The sequence below is a fragment of the Arthrobacter sp. Leaf234 genome (assembly GCF_001422665.1).
In the GTDB taxonomy this organism is placed as follows: Bacteria; Actinomycetota; Actinomycetes; order Actinomycetales; family Micrococcaceae; genus Arthrobacter_D.
In genome coordinates, this window is record NZ_LMLU01000001.1 from 260,840 (window position 1) to 278,496 (window position 17,657).

15 protein-coding genes are annotated in these 17,657 nt (G+C 68.3%); 12 read left to right on the forward strand and 3 right to left on the reverse strand.

The window, feature by feature from the left end:
• Positions 1–14 precede the first annotated feature (14 nt).
• From ASF21_RS01185 to ASF21_RS01205, 5 genes are all read left to right on the forward strand, one after another.
• Positions 15–1,073: an ABC transporter substrate-binding protein gene (locus tag ASF21_RS01185; protein ID WP_055765671.1), complete on the forward strand. Its 1,059-nt coding sequence runs from the start codon at positions 15–17 to the stop codon at positions 1,071–1,073.
• Between the two features lie 50 nt (positions 1,074–1,123).
• Positions 1,124–2,863, forward strand: a complete 1,740-nt coding sequence (locus ASF21_RS01190) for an ABC transporter permease (RefSeq protein WP_235498616.1) — start codon at positions 1,124–1,126, stop codon at positions 2,861–2,863.
• A 35-nt stretch (positions 2,864–2,898) separates the two neighbouring features.
• A complete protein-coding gene (locus ASF21_RS01195) occupies positions 2,899–4,056 on the forward strand; it encodes an ABC transporter ATP-binding protein (protein WP_055765674.1) in 1,158 nt (385 codons plus the stop codon).
• Positions 4,057–4,115: 59 nt separating this feature from the next.
• Entirely contained in the window at positions 4,116–5,516 is a 1,401-nt protein-coding gene (locus tag ASF21_RS01200) for an MFS transporter (RefSeq protein ID WP_055765677.1), read from the forward strand.
• Positions 5,517–5,686: 170 nt separating this feature from the next.
• Positions 5,687–6,610 carry an alpha/beta hydrolase gene (locus ASF21_RS01205; protein WP_055765680.1) on the forward strand — a complete coding sequence of 308 codons (924 nt, stop codon included), beginning with the start codon at positions 5,687–5,689 and terminating at the stop codon, positions 6,608–6,610.
• 13 nt (positions 6,611–6,623) lie between these two features.
• Here the strand turns inward: ASF21_RS01205 and ASF21_RS01210 are convergent, their stop codons facing one another.
• Positions 6,624–7,439, reverse strand: coding sequence for a DeoR/GlpR family DNA-binding transcription regulator (locus ASF21_RS01210; RefSeq protein ID WP_055765682.1), 816 nt, complete (start codon positions 7,437–7,439; stop codon positions 6,624–6,626).
• Positions 7,440–7,654: 215 nt separating this feature from the next.
• Between ASF21_RS01210 and ASF21_RS01215 the strand changes: the two genes are divergently transcribed.
• From ASF21_RS01215 to ASF21_RS01240, 6 genes are all read left to right on the forward strand, one after another.
• Positions 7,655–8,947, forward strand: a complete 1,293-nt coding sequence (locus tag ASF21_RS01215) for an ABC transporter substrate-binding protein (protein ID WP_055765686.1) — start codon at positions 7,655–7,657, stop codon at positions 8,945–8,947.
• A 70-nt stretch (positions 8,948–9,017) separates the two neighbouring features.
• Positions 9,018–9,944 carry a carbohydrate ABC transporter permease gene (locus ASF21_RS01220; RefSeq protein WP_055765688.1) on the forward strand — a complete coding sequence of 309 codons (927 nt, stop codon included), beginning with the start codon at positions 9,018–9,020 and terminating at the stop codon, positions 9,942–9,944.
• Between the two features lies 1 nt (position 9,945).
• Positions 9,946–10,791, forward strand: coding sequence for a carbohydrate ABC transporter permease (locus ASF21_RS01225; protein WP_055765693.1), 846 nt, complete (start codon positions 9,946–9,948; stop codon positions 10,789–10,791).
• Between the two features lie 44 nt (positions 10,792–10,835).
• A complete protein-coding gene (locus tag ASF21_RS01230) occupies positions 10,836–11,699 on the forward strand; it encodes a ketose-bisphosphate aldolase (RefSeq protein WP_055765696.1) in 864 nt (287 codons plus the stop codon).
• Between the two features lie 93 nt (positions 11,700–11,792).
• Positions 11,793–12,992, forward strand: coding sequence for an ADP-dependent glucokinase/phosphofructokinase (locus ASF21_RS01235; protein ID WP_055765699.1), 1,200 nt, complete (start codon positions 11,793–11,795; stop codon positions 12,990–12,992).
• Positions 12,989–13,963 (forward strand): class I mannose-6-phosphate isomerase, encoded by a 975-nt coding sequence (locus tag ASF21_RS01240; protein ID WP_055765702.1) that lies wholly within the window; start codon positions 12,989–12,991, stop codon positions 13,961–13,963. The genes ASF21_RS01235 and ASF21_RS01240 overlap by 4 nt, the downstream gene beginning before the upstream one ends.
• Positions 13,964–14,037: 74 nt before the next feature.
• On the opposite strand, the gene ASF21_RS01245 is transcribed toward ASF21_RS01240, so the two are convergent.
• Together ASF21_RS01245 and ASF21_RS01250 are read right to left on the reverse strand one after the other, a co-directional pair.
• A complete protein-coding gene (locus ASF21_RS01245; RefSeq protein WP_055765704.1) occupies positions 14,038–14,244 on the reverse strand; it encodes a hypothetical protein in 207 nt (68 codons plus the stop codon).
• Positions 14,245–14,255: 11 nt separating this feature from the next.
• A complete protein-coding gene (locus ASF21_RS01250) occupies positions 14,256–14,981 on the reverse strand; it encodes a hypothetical protein (protein ID WP_157365695.1) in 726 nt (241 codons plus the stop codon).
• 285 nt (positions 14,982–15,266) lie between these two features.
• Between ASF21_RS01250 and ASF21_RS01255 the strand changes: the two genes are divergently transcribed.
• Positions 15,267–17,603, forward strand: coding sequence for a hypothetical protein (locus ASF21_RS01255; protein WP_055765710.1), 2,337 nt, complete (start codon positions 15,267–15,269; stop codon positions 17,601–17,603).
• The last annotated feature ends 54 nt before the right edge of the window (positions 17,604–17,657 follow it).

Sequence of the window (17,657 nt, forward strand, 5' to 3'; positions counted from 1 at the left end):
CGAAAGGCAAGCCCATGAAGCGCACCGCAGCGCTCACCGCGGCCCTCCTCGGTTCCGCCACCCTCGGACTCTCCGGCTGCGTGGTCGACGACACCCAGCAGGCATCGGCGGACGGCGAACTCGGCGGCACGCTCACCGTGGCCTGTGGGGCCATGGAGGACTGGTGCCAGGCCATGACCACCGCCTTCACCAAGAAGACGGGTGTCCAGACGGACTTCGTCCGGCTCTCCTCCGGCGAGACGGTGGCCCGCCTCGAGGCGGCCAAGGACTCACCCGAGTTCGACGTGTGGCACGGCGGTCCCGCCGACGGCTACGGCACGGCTGCCGCCGCCGGGCTACTGGAGCAGTACGAGTCCCCGAACGCGGCCCAGATCCCCGAGAAGTACCGGGACGAGGACGACTACTGGACAGGCGTCTATGTCGGAGCCCTCGGCTTCTGCTCCAACCAGGCGAAGCTCGACGCCCTCGGCGTCGACGTGCCGACGGCGTGGTCGGACCTGCTGGTCCCCGAGCTCAAGGGCCAGGTGTCGACGGCCCACCCCTCGACCTCGGGCACCGCGTTCACCACCCTGTGGACACAGGTCACCCTGGCCGGGGGCGACGAGGACGCCGCGTTCGACTACATGCGCGGACTCCACAACAACGTCCTGCAGTACTCCAAGAGCGGCACTGCACCCGGCCAGGCGGCCGGACGCGGTGAGGTGGCGGTGGGCCTGGTGTTCACCCACGACTGCGTCAAGTACAAGGAAGCGGGCATGAACGACCTCGAGGTCTCCCTGCCCGAGGAGGGCACCGGCTACGAGGTGGGCGGCGTGGGGATCGTGAAGGGCACGGACAACCTCGCGGCGGCGAAGGCCTACATCGACTGGTCGCTCACCCCCGAGGCCCAGGACATCGGCCCCACGGTGGGCTCCTACCAGGTGCTCACCAATCCCGAGTCGGTGCAGGACGACCGCATGATCGATCTCGAGACCACCAACCTCGTGGACTACGACTTCGAGGCCGCTGCCGCCGCCAAGAAGGAACTCACCACGCGCTTCGACGAGGAGATTGCGGCCCAGCCCCGCGAGTAGCCGGCACCCTCCCGCCGACCGCAACCCTCCCCCGCCCGAAGGAGTTCCCCGTGAGCCTCGACACGCTCCCCGCCGCCGCCCTGCCGGCCGCCCCGCCACCCCGCAGAGGGTCCCGCCAGGGCGGGGCGAGGATGGACACCGTCACCAAGCTGGTGATCACCGCCGTCGTCCTCATCCTCGCGATCCTCATCGGCTATCCGCTGGTGCGGATCCTCACCCAGGCGTTCGGCGCGGAGGGCCTCGAGACGCTGCGGAACATCGCCACCTCATCGGCCAACCGGGCGGTGCTGCTGAACACCGTGGTGCTGGGCGTGCTCGTGGGCGCGGTCGGCACGGCGATCGGCTTCGCCTTCGCCTACGCGCAGGCCAGGCTCGACTTCCGGGGCAGGAAGCTGCTCCACCTGATCGCGCTCCTGCCCATCGTCTCGCCGCCCTTCGCGGTCGCCACCGCCGTCATCACCCTCTTCGGGCGGAGCGGGCTCGTCACCAACAAGATGCTGGGCCTGGACTACAACATCTACGGGCTCACCGGCCTGACCCTGGTGCTGTCCCTGTCCTTCTTCCCGGTGGCGTACATGAACCTCCTCGGCATGCTGCGCAGCCTGGACCCCGCCACGGACGAGGCCGCGTCCAGCCTCGGCGCCAACCGCTGGAAGATCTTCCGCAGCGTCACCATCCCCATGCTGATCCCGGGATTCGCGAGCTGCTTCCTGCTGCTCTTCGTCGAGGCGATCGCCGACCTGGCGAACCCCCTCGTGATCGGCGGCGACTTCACGGTCCTGTCATCCCGCGCCTACATCGCCATCACGGGCGAGTACGACGTCGCGAGCGGCGCGGCGTACTCCCTGGTCCTCCTGCTGCCGGGGCTCCTCGTCTTCCTCGTGCAGCGCTACTGGGCCGAGCGGCGCAGCGTGGTGTCGGTGACCGGCAAACCGTCCGGCAACATCACCCTGCTGCGCTCGCCCCTGGCCCGGATCCCACTGCTCACGGTGGTCCTCGCGATCGCGGCCCTGATCGTGGCCATCTACGTCACCGTCTTCGTGGGTGCCTTCACCGCGATCCTCGGGGTCAACAACACGTTCACGCTCGCGAACTACCGGTACGTGCTCTCGGGCATCGGGTCGGACGCCATGTTCACCACCACCATCCTCGCGCTGATCGCCACCCCGGTGGCCGGTGTCCTCGGGATGGTCCTGGCCTGGCTCGTAGTCCGGAAGGTCCGGCGGGGCCGCGGCGCCCTGGACTTCCTGGGCATGCTGGGCCTGGCCGTGCCGGGCACCGTGCTCGGCATCGGGTACGCCCTGGCCTTCAACAAGCCCTTCATCATCGGCAACATCCAGCTGCTGCCGGCACTGGCCGGGGGCGGCGCCATCTTCGGCGGCGCCCTGGCCATCGTGATGGTCTACGTCATCCGCTCCATGCCGTCCGGGCAGCGCTCGGGGATCGCCGCGCTGCAGCAGATCGATCCGGCGATCGACGAGGCGTCCACCTCCCTGGGGGCATCCGGCCTGCGGACCTTCCGCAGCATCACCCTGCCGCTGATCCGCCCCGCGCTGCTCTCCGGGCTGACCTACGCCTTCGCCCGGGCCATGACCACCCTCTCCCCGATCATCTTCATCACCACGCCGCAGACGAAGATCATGACCTCGCAGATCCTGTCCGAGGTCGATTCCGGCCGGTTCGGCAACGCCTTCGCCTACTGCACCATCCTCATCGCGATCGTGCTCGGGGTGATCGGGCTGATGAACCTCCTGATCCGGGACCGCCGCGCTCCCGCGCGCGTCAACTGACTCCTCCCACCTGCCGCAGAACACGGAGAACCCCCATGGCAACCACCACCAGCACCAGTACCAGCAGCGGCACCCCCGTGCAGGCGCGTCCCTCGGGCAGCCTGCACCTCGACAACCTCGTGAAGCAGTACCCCGGCGGCGTCAGCGCCGAGCCGGCGGTCGCCGGTATCGACCTCGACATCCGGCCGGGCGAGTTCCTCACCCTGCTCGGTCCGTCCGGGTGCGGTAAGACCACCACCCTGCGCATGATCGCGGGCTTCGAGACGCCCTCCCACGGATCGCTGACCCTCGACGGCGAGGACATGGTGTCACTCACCCCGGACAAGCGGCCCATGGCGATGGTGTTCCAGTCCTACGCCCTGTTCCCGCACATGAGCGTCTTCGACAACGTGGCCTACGGCCTGCGCCTGCAGAAGCTGCCCAGGAAGCGGGTCCAGGAGGAGGTGGAGTTCGCACTGGCTTCCATGAGCCTGACCAAACTCGCGGACCGGGCTCCCAACCAGCTCTCCGGCGGCCAGCAGCAGCGGGTGGCCCTCGCCCGCGCCATGGTGATGAAGCCCAAGGTCCTGCTGTTCGACGAACCGCTGTCCAACCTCGACGCCAAGCTCCGCGTCCAGATGCGCACCGAGATCCGGGCGCTCCAGCACAAGCTCGGGATCACCAGCGTCTACGTCACGCACGACCAGGACGAGGCGATGAGCCTCTCCGACCGGATCGTCGTGATGCGCCAGGGCCGGATCGAGCAGGTGGCCACGCCGGAGACCGTGTACCGGAAGCCGGCGTCGGTGTTCGTCGCCGACTTCATCGGCCGCGCGAACTTCCTCGACACGTCGATCGAGCAGCTGGCCAGGGAGGCCGACGGCGCCCGCGCCACGGTCCGGGCCCTCGGTGCCACCTACACGGTCCCCGCCCATGACGGGATCGGGCCCGGCAGCCCCGTCTGCCTGATGGTCCGGCCCGAGTCCGTCGTCCTGGCCCCGGCACCGGACGCCCGCGAGGTGTCCGGCACAGAGGGACGCGTCCTCAAGTCCGTCTTCTACGGGGCCTGGGTCGAGTACGAGATCGAGACCGTCGGCGGCAATGTCACGGCCGTGATCTACGACCCCGCACCGGGAGACATCCTGGACCCCGGCACCTTCGTCCGCGTGTCCTTCGAACAGGACAGGGCCTGGCTGCTTCCGGCCGAGGACTGACCACCCCGCACCGCCCCACGCCTGCACCACTCGCGCAGCATCACCGAAAGACAGGAACCATGACTCGATCCACGACCAGTGGCACCTGGGCCGACAAGGGACTCATGAGGTTCCTCGCCGCGCCCCCACCCGCCGAACGCCTCGACGACACCACCGTCGCGAAGCGCTACCCGAAGCTCCGCCTCCAGGTGTTCCTGGGCATCTTCATCGGGTACGCCGGCTACTACCTCGTCCGCAACAACGTCCCGCTCGTCGCGACGATCCTGCGCGACGAGGAAGGCTTCACCACCCTGGGCCTCGGCATCATCACCAACGCGGTCCTCGTGGCCTACGGCCTCAGCAAGTTCCTGAGCGCGATCGTCAGCGACCGCAGCAGCGCGCGGCTCTTCCTGCCCATCGGCCTGGCCCTCTCCGCGGTCGCCAACCTCTTCATCGGGTTCATGCCGGGGATCGGCGCGAGCGTCGCGTTCTTCGCCGTCGTCATGATCTTCAACGGCTTCGTGCAGGGGATGGGGTGGCCTCCCTCCGGACGCACCCTCGTCCACTGGTTCTCGACGTCGGAGCGCGGCTCCAAGACGGCGCTCTGGAACGTCGCCCACAACATCGGCGGTGCCGGCTCCGGCGCCCTCGCGGGCCTGGCCCTGGCCACCTTCGGCAACTGGCAGGCCGCCTTCTGGTTCCCCGGCATCGTCTGCCTCGTGATCGCGGTCATCGCCTTCGTCCTCCTGCGCGACACCCCGGAGTCCGAGGGCCTGCCGCCCATCGAGGAGTTCAGGAACGATCCCGCGCCGGTGGAGTCCGACGCCGCCGACGAGAGTGCCTCGACCTGGGAGACCGTCAACCGCTACGTCATCCGGAACGCCACCATGGTGAAGCTCGCGCTGGCCAATGTCTTCGTCTACACGCTGCGGTACGGCGTACTCGTGTGGGCCCCGGTGTACCTCGCGGACGAGCGCGGCGCGAGCCTCGGCGAGGGGATCGCCGGTTTCTCCCTCTTCGAACTCGCGGGCATCCCGGGCACCCTCCTGTGCGGCTACATCAGTGACCGGGTGTTCCGCGGCCGCCGCTCCCCCGCGGGCATCACCTTCCTGATCGGCGTCTTCCTGGCCGTCCTGGTGTACTGGCTGTCACCGGTCGAGTGGCCCATCGGGGTCTCCTACGCCGCACTGGTGGTCATCGGCGGGCTCATCTACGGACCGGTGATGCTCATCGGCCTGCAGGCCCTCGACCTCAGCCCGCGCAAGGTGGCGGGAACGGCCGCAGGCTTCACGGGTCTCTTCGGCTACGTCCTCGGGGCCACGCTGGCCTCCACGGGCATCGGCCTGTCGGTGCACAACTTCGGGTGGGACACCACGTTCGTCCTCATCCTGGCGTGCGTCCTGCTCGCCATCGCCTTCATGTACTCGGTGGGGCGCGACGAGAAGGCCATGCGCGAGCGGAAGCTCGCCGAACGGGTCTGACCCTCGCACGAAAGCCCCGATCCGCCGGTCGTCACCCGCGGGTCGGGGCTTTCGCGTGTCGGCCCGAGGACGGGCACGACGACTCCGGCCGGGCTAGGCTCGGGGAGCGCGGGGGCCGGCTTCGCCGTCGGGCGCCCACCCTCCGCTACCGACCCTCCCAAGGAGCCACCATGCCGGTCCACCCCGATGCGCAGCGATTCCTCGATCTGCTCGTCGACGCCCCTCCCCTCGACACGCAGACCGCCGAGCAGAATCGGGCCGATCTCGTCAACGCCCTCCCCCTGACCGGGGAGAAGGCGGAGCTGGCCTCCGTCGTCGATGCGACGCTCGCGGGCGTGCCGGTGCGTGTCTACACGCCGTCCGACGATGAGGGCGGACAGCCGGCGGTCGTGTACCTCCACGGCGGCGGGTGGGTCCTCGGCGACGTCGAGATCGCGGACAGCACGTGCCGGGCCCTTGCCGTCCACGCCCAGGCGGTGGTCGTCAGCGTCGACTACCGCCGGGCCCCGGAGGTCCCCTTCCCCGGCGCCCTCGAGGACACGATGGCCGTGACCAGGGCCCTGCTCACCGGGGAATCGCCCTGGGCCATCGACCCGCGGCGGGTGGCTGTCGCGGGCGACAGCGCAGGCGGCAACCTCGCCGCGGTGACCGCCCAGCAGCTCCGCGACCACACACCGCGCCTGGTGCACCAGGTGCTCATCTACCCCGTGACCGACCTCCTCGCCGGCGATTCGGGCAGCTACCGGGAGTTCGCCGACGGCCACTTCCTCACCACGCGCGATCTCGGGTACTTCTACAGCCAGTACGCCGGTACCGCCGACCGCACCGATCCGCGGCTCTCACCCGCACACGCCACGGACCTGGCCGGCCTGCCGTCCGCCACCGTGGTCACCGCCGAGTGCGACCCGCTGCGCGATCAGGGCGAGGAGTACGCGCGGGCCATGGCGGCGGCCGGCACGAGGGTGACGACGGTCCGCTTCGCCGGCCAGGTGCACCCCTTCGTGTTCATGGGCGGGATCATCGAGGACGCGCACGCCGCCCGGCGCTTCATCGGGGCGCAACTCCGCGCGGCCTTCTCGGCGGGCAAGGCCTGATCCGCCCGGCGGTTCACTCCCCCTCGGGCACCAGGACCGTCACGCCCGCGGCGTCCAGCGCCGCGGCCAGTCCGGACGACGGCGCCCGGTCGGTCACCAGGTAGTCGGCCCCCTCGAGCGGGACGATCTGCGCGAAGAGCCGTCGGTCGAGCTTCGTGGAGTCGGCGAGGATGGCCGTCCGCTCGGCCCGGCTGATCATCTCGGCCATCATGGCGGCGTCGCCGAGGTTCGAGGTCGAGCAGCCCGACCCGTCCACCGCGCCGACGGCGATCAGCGCCATGTCGCAGCGGATGTCCACCTCGGGCGTGCTGCCGCTCATCCCGAGGGTGACCGGGCCGGTCGTCGCCTGGGTGAGCGTGCGCACGGCTCCGCCGAACATGTAGAGGTCACGGAACACCGTCGGTGAGATCTCCGCGGGGATGCGCAGGTTGTTGGTGGCGATCGTCAGGTTGCGGTGGTTCCGGAGTGCCCGGGCCACGGCGAGGCTCGTGGTCCCCGCATTGATCATGAGGACGGACCCGTCCGTCACCAGGTCGACCGCCAGCTGCGCGATCGCCTCCTTCTCGGCCGCCTGCATGCTCAGGCGCACATCGATCTCCCGGTCCCGCCCGGCCCGCTCCGATGTGCTGACCGCACCGCCGTGGGTCCGGATGAGGATGTTCTCGCGGTCCAGCTGGTCGAGGTCCCGGCGGATGGTGTCGATGGAGACGTTGAAGTGGGCTGCGAGGTCGGCGACGGTCACGCGGCCCACCTCGTCCACATAGGACGCAAGATCGGCCTTCCGCCCAGCAGGGAGCTGGCGGACGCGCTGCAGTTCTTGCGATGTCATGCCTTCATCTGTAACACATCGGGGCCCCGACGGCACGAGAAACAGCACATAACAGCACATCCTTGCGGCAAATCTGCCGGTGGGTCTGCCGTTTAACGCGTCTTTCTCCCGGAGACTCTTGACGGCGCCGTGTGACAGCGCGCACACTCAAGAAGGAAACAGCAAGAAACGGCAGAATCAAGCGAAATATCGCACCATCTCAACGAGGAGACCTGATGTCCACCCATCGGCGCACGCGTTCCCGCGCAAGACTGCTCACCGGCATTGCCACCGCCGCCTCGATCATCGCACTCACGGCCTGCGGTTCGGGCGGATCGGCGTCCGAGGAGGCCGGCGGCGACGTCACCATCGAGTTCGCCCAGTGGTGGGAGCCCGAGCTTCCCGACGGCGAGTTCCGCTCCCTGATCGACACGTTCGAGGAGGAGAACCCCGGTATCACCGTGGACCTCGTCAGCGGCCCCTACGCCTCCACGAAGGAGCAGCTCTTCGCCGGTGCGGCCTCGGGCACCATGCCCGACGTCGTCGGCCTGGACGGCGCGTGGGTCAGCGACTTCGCCGAGCAGGGCGTCATCGCCGATCTCACCCCCCTCCTCGAGGACGCCGGATTCGACGACAGCCAGCTCGTGAGCCAGGTGAAGGTCGACGACAGCACCTACATGGTCCCCGTGGTCAACTTCGTCTACCCGATGTTCACCAATGACGACCTCCTGTCCCAGGCGGGCGTCAGCGCACCCCCGGAGACCCGTACGGAGTTCTCCGATGCCGCCAAGAGCATCTCCGACCTCGACGGCGACGCCTCCGGCTGGGTCCTCCCCCTCTCCCTGGAAGCACCCAACGGCGTCCAGAACGACGTCATGTCCTGGGCCTGGGCCTCGGGCGGCACCATGCTGAAGGACGGCCAGCCGGACCTCACCAATGACGACGTCACCTCCGCGGTCGACTTCATCGGCGGCATGTGGGACGACGGCGTGATCGCCCCGGGCAGCTTCACCATGAAGGAACAGGACAAGGTGGAGGAGTTCACCAACGGCCGCGTCGGCATGATGATCGACTCCCTCGCCCACATCAACCTGATCCGCGAGACCAACCCGGACCTCAAGTTCTCCATCTCCGCGGTCCCCGCCGCCGACGACTACACCGGCGAGCGCGGCATCCCCTACGCCTCGTGGGGCATCGGCGTCGCCGAGAATTCCGAGAACAAGGACGCCGCCGCCAAGCTGGTCTCCTTCCTCATGAGCGAGGACACGAACTCCGAGCTCTCCACCATGGCGAATGCCTTCCCCGGCAACACCGGCTCCGTCCCCGAGTTCGTCGAGGACGACGAGCTGTTCAAGACCGCCTTCGACATCTACCAGGCGGGCTACCCCGCCAACGAGTTCGTCGGGCTCCCCGTGGCAGAGGAGCTGATGCGCCAGCTCGGCGCCCAGCTGCAGTCCGCCTTCGACGGCCAGCAGTCCCTCTCCGAAGCGCTCGAGAAGGCGCAGACGGAATGGGAAGGCGAGTTCTAGGTCCTCCCCCGAACCGGATCGGGCACCGCTGCCCCCGCGCGGTGCCCGATCCCCCACAAAGGTCACTCCCATGAGCCTCCGCACCGTCACCCCACCCGATCCCCAGACGCTCCTCCAGGGAGCTCCTCCCCGCAAGCGCCGCCAGTTGCGCCGCGCCGGCGAGTCCTACGGCTTCCTCGCCCCCACTCTGATCCTGCTGTTCGTCCTCATGATCGTCCCGATCGTGATGGTGATCGGCTACTCCTTCCAGGACAACGTGATCCTGAAGTCGTCCTCCGAGTTCGCCGGCGCGGACAACTACGTCACGGTGCTGACGGATCCGGCCTTCTGGAAGGCCACCGGGAACACCGTCTTCTTCTCCACCGTCAGCGTCGCCGTGCACCTGGTGCTCGGCCTCACCTTCGCGATGCTGCTGAACAGCCCACTGATCAGCGTCACCTCCCGCGCCATCTTCCGGGCCCTGTACGTGCTGCCCTGGCTGTTCACCGCGGCCGTCATCGCCGTCCTGTGGCGCATGCTCCTGTCCCCCAACGGGATCGTGAACTTCCTGCTGAACACGGACGTGGAGTGGCTCGCCGATCCGCAGCTCGCCCTCGGCACGGCGACCTTCATCAACATCTGGGCCGGCTACCCGTTCTTCATGGTCAGCCTCCTGGCGGGCCTGCAGGGCATCCCCCAGGACCTCCACGAAGCGGCGAGCATCGACGGCGCCAGCCAGGTGCAGCGCTTCTGGAACGTGACCATCCCCCAGCTCCGCCCCATCATCATCAGTCTCCTGCTCCTGGATCTGATCTGGACCTCCCAGCAGTTCGCGCTGATCTGGCTGACCACCGGCGGCGGTCCCATCGACGTCACCGAGATGCTCAGCACCTACACCTACAAGCTCGCCTTCGCCAACTACGACTTCTCCCTCGCCGCGACCGCCGCGGTGCTGATCCTGCTGATGTCGCTGGTCCTGGCCGTCCTCTACGTCCGCCACCAGAAAGCAAGGGATTGACATGGCGATCACCACGCAACGCCGCACCCTCCTGGCGAAGTCCGGGGTACTGGCGGGACTCGTCCTCGGAGCCGTCTTCGCCGCGGGTCCCGTGCTCTGGATGCTGTCCAGCTCGTTCAAGTCCAACACCGAGATCTTCGAGCTGCCACCCCGGCTCATCACGGACACGTTCTCGTTCGACGCCTACGCCGCGATCCTCACCAACTCCGAGACGCTGCGGTTCTTCTTCAACAGCTACCTCGTGGCCGGCGCCGTCACCATCCTGACGCTGCTGGTGGCCATCCACGCCGCCTACGCGTTCAGCCGCTTCGAGTTCCGCGGCAAGCGCGTGCTGAACGTGGTGATCATCAGCGTGCAGGCCGTCCCGCCCATCACCCTGCTCATCCCGTACTTCGGCCTGGTGGTGGCCCTCGGCCTCTACAACACCTACCCGGGGCTGATCTTCACCTACATGGTGTTCACGCTGCCCTACGCGATCATCATGATGACCGGCTACATGAACACGCTGCCCCGCGAGCTGGACGAGGCCGTCCGGGTGGATGGCGCCGGGTCGCTCACCGCCCTGTGGCGCGTGCTGGTCCCCATCTCGATCCCCGGGATCGTCTCGGTCGGCATCTACACGTTCATGATCGCCTGGAACGAGTACCTCTTCGCCCTCACGCTCACCCGCACCACGGAGATGCGCACCGTCCCGATCGGTATCCAGCTGCTCATGGGCCAGCACTCGTACGAGTGGAACCAGATCATGGCGATGAGCATCCTCGGGTCCATCCCGGTGCTGATCCTCTTCCTGGTCCTGCAGCGCTTCTTCATCAGCGGCCTGACCGCCGGCTCCGTCAAGAGCTGACCCCACACCACCCCTCGCACGTCATCTAAACAAGGAGAATCACAGTGCTGTACACCGGTAGGTCCATCCTCGACATCGCCAACGAACACACCTTCGCCATCCCCGCGTTCAACATCAGCGACTGGGCCATGTTCAACGGCGTCATGGACATCAGCGAGGAGAAGGAGGCGCCGGTCATCATCGCCATCCACCCGGACGAGGTCTCCCACATCCGCACCGACCTCGTGGCCGCCATGCGCAGCCGCGCCCACCGCTCCAGCGTCCCGGTGGCCATCCACTGGGACCACGGTGGAACCTACGAGCAGATGATCACGGCCATCCAGGCCGGCTTCACCTCCGTGATGATCGACGCCTCACTGCTCCCCTTCGACGAGAACGTGGCCCTGACCCGCAAGGTCGTCGAGGCAGCGCACGCCGTGGGCATCCAGGTGGAGGGCGAGCTCGGCACCATCGGCGCCAATGACAGCTACGGCGAGTCCGGTGCGGCGGAGATCATCTACACGAACACCGACGACGCCGTCCGCTTCGTCAAGGAGACCGGCGTGGACAGCCTGGCGATCGCCATCGGCACCTCCCACGGCCTGTACCCGGCGGAGAAGAACCCGGAGCTGCGGCACGACCTCCTCGAGGAAATCAAGGCCGCCGTGGGCATCCCCCTCGTGCTCCACGGTGGGTCGGCGAACCCGGACAGCGAGCTGTCGCGTGCGGTGAGCCTCGGCATCAACAAGATCAACATCTCCAGCGACATCAAGGTCTCCTACCACAAAGCCATGCGGCGCATCCTGGGCACGGACGAGCGCCTCCGCGAGCCGAACGCCATCCAGCCCGAGGCCATCGCCGCCCTGAAGGTCACGGCAGCCGAGAAGATCGACCTCTTCGGCGCGGACGGCAAGGCCAAGCTGTACTGAGGCCTGCCCGCGGGACCATGCTGGCAGGAGGCAGACAGAGGTCAGACAGAGGTGACGGACGCCGGCGCAGGTCGGCAGGAAAGGATCGGTGCCATGGGAACCACGCTCGTCCTCGGACTCGGCGGAACCGTCGACTACGAGGTGCGCTGGGACGCGGAGGTCCTCGGCGCGCTGGCCGTGCAGTACGGCATCCGGCGCGCGGAGCTCACCACCATGGCACCGATCGTGGACGAACGCTCCCTGGTGGTCACCATCCTCGCCTTCGTGCTCGACGGCGCCGGTGGCGAGCGCTTCGTGGAGTCCTCCGAGGTGGTCAAGCAGTTCGCGGACCGCTTCACCACGGAGATCACGCTGGGCGGCACGGGGGTCCGGGCCGGGATAGCCCTGGACCGGCTCGGCATCCCCAGCGTCCAGCACCTCGTCAGCATCGACGACCACGTGCGCCGGCTCATGCCGGCGTCCATCTCCTGGGTCAGCTCGGCCACCGGGGACACCCTGGACCCGCATCTGATCGTGCAGTACCCACCCGGCACCGTCATCCGGTTCGACGACGGCGAGATCGTCTCGCCGTCGTCGAACCGCCTGATCTTCGCCAATGATCCGCCGAACCGCAGCATGGCCATCGCCCCCGAACTGGGGGACGCCCTCACCGAGGCGAGGGCCTTCCTGGTTTCGGGGTTCAACACCATGCAGGACGAGGCCCTGCTCGAACGCCGGCTCACCGACCTCGACGCCGCCCTGGAGCACCTGCCGGCGGACGCCCTCGTGTACTACGAGGACGCGGGTTTCTACGTGAGGCGGTTCGCCGAACGCATCTGGGCGCACCTGCTCCAGCGCATCGACGTGTACGGGATGAACGAGGACGAACTGCAGGAGTACGTGGACCGACCCGTGGACCTGCTGGACCCGGCCGATGTCGCCGCCGCGCTCCTTGCGGCGCATCGCCTCATCCCGGTCCCTGCCCTGCTGGTGCACACGCAGCACTGGGCCATCGCCGTGGGCCCGGCCGCCGCCGGGCACCGCGACGCGGTGGCCAGCGCCGTGCAGATGGCGGCCACCCGCTTCCGCCTGGGCGACGGCTTCACGGAGTCCGACTTCGAGGCGACGGCGCTCCTCTCGCGCAGCGCGCGCGGCGAGGACGTGGTGGAGGGCGTGGAACGGATGATCACCGGAGCGGCGGGAGTGCCCGCCTACCGCATCGACACCGCGACGCCCACCACCATCGGGCTCGGTGACAGCTTCGTGGGTGGCTTCCTGGTGGTCCACGCACCCGTGCGGGAACCGCAACCATGATCGAACGGCTGCCGTCCAACCGCCCGCCCGAGCGCTTCTACCGCGGCGGGGCGCAGATCTCGTCCTTCCGCGGCGAGGCGTCGGACGCAGCATTCGAGCCGGAGGACTGGATCGGGTCCACCACCACGATCTTCGGTGAGCAGGGCCTCGGCCTGACGCGCCTCGCCGACGGCCGGCTCCTGCGGGACGCCGTCACGGCCGATCCCGGATATTGGCTGGGATCGGATCACGCGGCGCGCTGGGGCGCGGACGTGCGGCTCCTGATCAAACTGCTCGACGCCGGTCAGCGGCTCCCGGTCCACGCGCATCCCGACGATGCCTTCGCGGCGGAGCACCTCGGCCACCGCCACGGCAAGGCCGAGGCCTGGTACATCCTCACCGGCGGCACCGTGCACCTCGGACTGGTGCGGAGCGTCGGTGACGACGAGCTGGCGGCACTCGTGGAGGCTCAGGACGTCGATGCGCTCCTCGGCCTGCTGCACCAGGTGGACGTGGCCCCCGGCGATGTGGTGTTCGTCCCGCCGGGGGTGCTGCATGCCATCGGCGAGGGCGTTCTGCTGCTCGAACTGCAGCAGCCGGAGGACCTCTCGATCCTGCTGGAATGGCGGGACTTCGCCCTCGACGGAACGGCGGACGGGCATCTGGGGCTCGGCTTCGGCGTGGCCCTGACGGCGGTCGACCGGACGGCGCTGCCCCGCGAAGCGCTCGGCGGGCTGGTGCGCCCGTCACCGCCGTCGGGCTCCGCCTTCCCGTCCGGCGCGGACGCGTTCTTCCGGCTGGAGCGCCGGCCCGTCGACGGCCCGGCCCGGCTCCATCCGGGCTTCGCGGTTCTGGTGGTCAGTGACGGACCGGTGACCCTGTCCGGCCGGGAAGCCCCGCGCGGCAGCACGTGGCTGGTACCGGCGGGGGAGGGCCCGCTCGACCTCGACGGCACCGGCGAGCTCCTCGTCGCGCGGCCTCCGGCCCCCTGACCTTGGCGCGAGCGGGGGCTGCCCTGACGTGAGGAAGGGGCCCTGCGCGGAGTGCGCAGGGCCCCTTCGGCGATCTAGTGGTTCACGCCGCGTCTCGGTGGACGCATCAGGATCACGGCGACCGCGAGGACCGCGGTCACGCCTCCCAGGATCATGGCCAGCCAGGCCTGGTAGTGCTCATGCGGCCCGAAGACCGCCGGGAGCGAAAGCACCAGGGCGGCGCCCGCGATGAACAGTCCGATGAAGAGCGCGAGAAACGCCCGAGGTGTTGTGTTGCTCATGATCGTCCCTCTCAGAAGCAGGTTGCGACGGCGGTGATGGACGCGCCGCCTACCGTGGCGAATCCGGCGATGCAGGCGACGCAGAACGGAACTCCGACGCCGGCAGCAGCGGCGGCGCAGGCACCTGCGCAGCTGTAGGCGATGATGCTTCCGACGACTCCGCTGACACCGAGCACCGTAGCGATGCAGGCTCCCGTGTTCTTCTCCGCCTGCGTCGATGCGCCCCCGTCGGCCTTCATGCCGCCGGCCGATTGCGAATTCTCCAGATCGGCCTTCAATTCGGCATCGGTCATGAACGCGATATTCGTGTCCTGGTCACTGGTCACCATGCCATCGACATAGGTGGTGACATTGAAATTGCCTTCGCCATTCTCGCTGACGAGCGTCTCGCTGAACTGAAGTCGATTCCCTGCGTCATCGAACACCATCGAGACGTTGCTCGTGAAGCTGTACGGTCCGCCGATCGGCAGCGTCACTGTCGTGAACTCGCCCTCCTCGGTGGTGACCGAGTTCACCTTCACCTCCGCTACTTTCACGGAATTCAAGGGCGCCTGCAGGTCCACGGACCCTTCGGACAGTGCCTTCATGGCCGCTTCCGTCTTCGCGGCCGCTTCGTCACCACCGACTGTCGTCATGGTGAGCGGATCACTGTCGAGAGCTGTTGGCGCTGCGGTCGCCGCACCCGTGGTGGTGACCATGAGCAGCAGGCCCACAAAGGGGGCGAAGAATGCTGTCATTCTTTTTCTTGAGACCATATTGATTGCACCTTTCAGGATTCCCTCATTTATCCTTTCAGCTTGCGCATTCAACGTTACCCAGCCGTGATTGCGGGCACAACCCTTCAACGCCCGATAGTGACGGAGATCAAGATAGCCTGAGGGCTTCCTGACAGGTAGCTGGGGGCATGCACGCGAGTAGCAGGATCGTGGAGTCGAGTACGGGGCACTGTATTCGGATCTGCAGGCGCTCCCTACCTTTGGGGAGGCGGCGACGTGGCTGCCCTCACTCATTCAGGAGCACCCGTGCGTACCAGTCTCGCCGCATCCCCTCTCTCCCGCCGCCTCGCCACTGCCGTCCTCCTGCCGGGGCTCCTCGGCGGCGCACTCTTCCTGGCCCCGCAGGCCTCGGCCGCCACCGGTCCGACGTCGGGCATCTGCAACGGCGTGGTGAACCAGCTGGCGCACCGTGGAACGGTGCAGGAGAACCTCCTCAAGGCCGCAGCGAAGAAGAACGCCGACATCATCGCCAAGCTGCAGGCGGACAAGGCGGCACTTCAGGCGAGCGCTACCTCCCTGAAGACCCAGATCGACGACGCGACCAAAGCGCTCGCAGCCCTCGAAGCCGAGGATGCACGCCTCGCCACGGCCCTCACCACAGCCCGGGCCGCCGAAGCAACCGTCGTCGCGGAGCAGGAAGCCGTGACGCGGACCATCGCGACGACGAACACCCAGCTCGCCGACCTGAAGGTTGAGCAGGCTGCAGCCGTCGCGGCTCTCGCACCGATCCAGGCGCAGCTGACGGCGGCCGAGGCGGCAGCGGCCGATCTCCGGAACCAGGCATCCGCGGCGACTGCGCAGGTCGACGCGCAGCGTGAGGTCGTGCGTCGCGCGTCCGAAGAACTGGCAGGCCTCGAAGCCACCGTGACCCGAACCGCCGGCGATGCAGCCCGCCAGAACGACGCCATCACGACGGCGACGGGTGAACTGGCCGGGCTCACCGCGACGGCCCGGGAAGCAGCCGACGCCGTCGCTGCCGCCCGGACGGCTGTCGCGGAAGGCGAGGATCTCCTCGGACAGCTCGTCGCCGCCGGCACCACGGCGCAGGCGGAGCTCGACGCACTGCGGACCGACATCGCCCAGGCCGAGGACGACCTCACTGCACGGCAGACCGCCGCCACGGCAGCGGCGGCAGCAGTGACGGCGAAGAACACGGCCGTCTCGAACGCACAGGCCGACCTCGAAACCCTTCAGACGGCGGCCACCCGCGCCGGGGATGCCGTCACCGCGCAGACGACGGCCGTCACGGCCGCCGAGGCCGCCCTCGTCACGCTCCGGGCCGACGCCACGAAAGCTGCCGACGCCGTCACCGCGAACACCGCACTCCAGGGCACCGTGACCGGGCAGATCACGCAGCTGAAGAAGGACATCACGGCGAAGAACAGTGAGATCACGACGAAGCAGACCGCCCTGACGACGGCGGAGACGCAACTGACGGCGCTTCAGGTGCAAAAGACGACTCTCGACTCCGACATCGCCGATCTCACGACCAGGATCAGCGAGATCAAAGGAAACAACTCGAACCTCAGGAAGTCGCTGATGGATCAGCGCTCGCTGAAGCAGGCCGACCTGGCCGCCGTGAACACGCAGATCGCGGACAAGGGCACCCAGATCTCCGGACTGCAGGGCGACCTCACGACCCTCAAGACCCAGGTGGACAGCCTCAACGCACAGCTGCTGGCGAAGCAAGGCGAGAGTAGCGCCCTCCAGCTGCAGGCAGCACAACTGCAGGCCACGCTGACCGCCGCGAATACCGCCGTCGCGACGAAGGACGCCGATGTGGCAACCCTGAAGTCCCAGCTGCCGGCGCTGCAGACCGCGCTGGCCGACGCGAAGGCCCTGGTCGCTGCCCAGCAGGCGAACGTGACCACCCTTCAGGGTCAGCGGCCGGCCCTCGTCACGGCTGCCGACGAAGCCCGTGACGCTGTAGCGGACCAGGAGCAGGTGGTCGCCGATCTCGTCGCAGCGCTGCCCGGCCTGACCGACGGCGTCGCCGCCTCCGAGGCCGCCATCACCGCCCAGAAGGACGTCCTGTCCGGGCTGCGCACCGACCTCTCCGGAGCGGAAGCCCGGCTGGCGTCGGCAACGAGCGCCGTCGCCACCAAGTCGACCGAGCTCAGCGGGCTGCAGGACCGTCTGCCCACCCTGCAGGCAGCTGCCGACAGCGCGGCGAAGGCAGTGACGGACAAGCAGGCGGAGATCGTCGCCCTCAACACCGAGATGGATCGCCTGGTGGGCGCGCTGGCCGCGCTGAACTCGAGCATCGCCGGCAAGGAGTCGGAGGTCCTGACGCTGCAGGGCCGCGTCGCGCCGCTCCTCGCGCAACTGGATGGACTGAACGGTGAGATCAGCGCCACCGAAACCCAGCTCACGTCCCTGCAGAGCCAGCTCACCACCCTCGACAAGCAGGTGACCGACGCACAGACCGTCCTGCGCACACTCGAGGCGCAGAAGAAGGCGAACAAGACGGCCATCACCACGCAGAAGGCCACTGTCAACGCACTCGAGGACAAGCTCGGGGCGGTTCAGGGCCAGATCAAGGCCATCGACGGGCAGATCGCGCTCGGCGGCTGCGTCGCCTGACCTACAGCGGCACATGCTGGTCAGGGAGGGCTCCGGGACGTTCTGTCCCGGAGC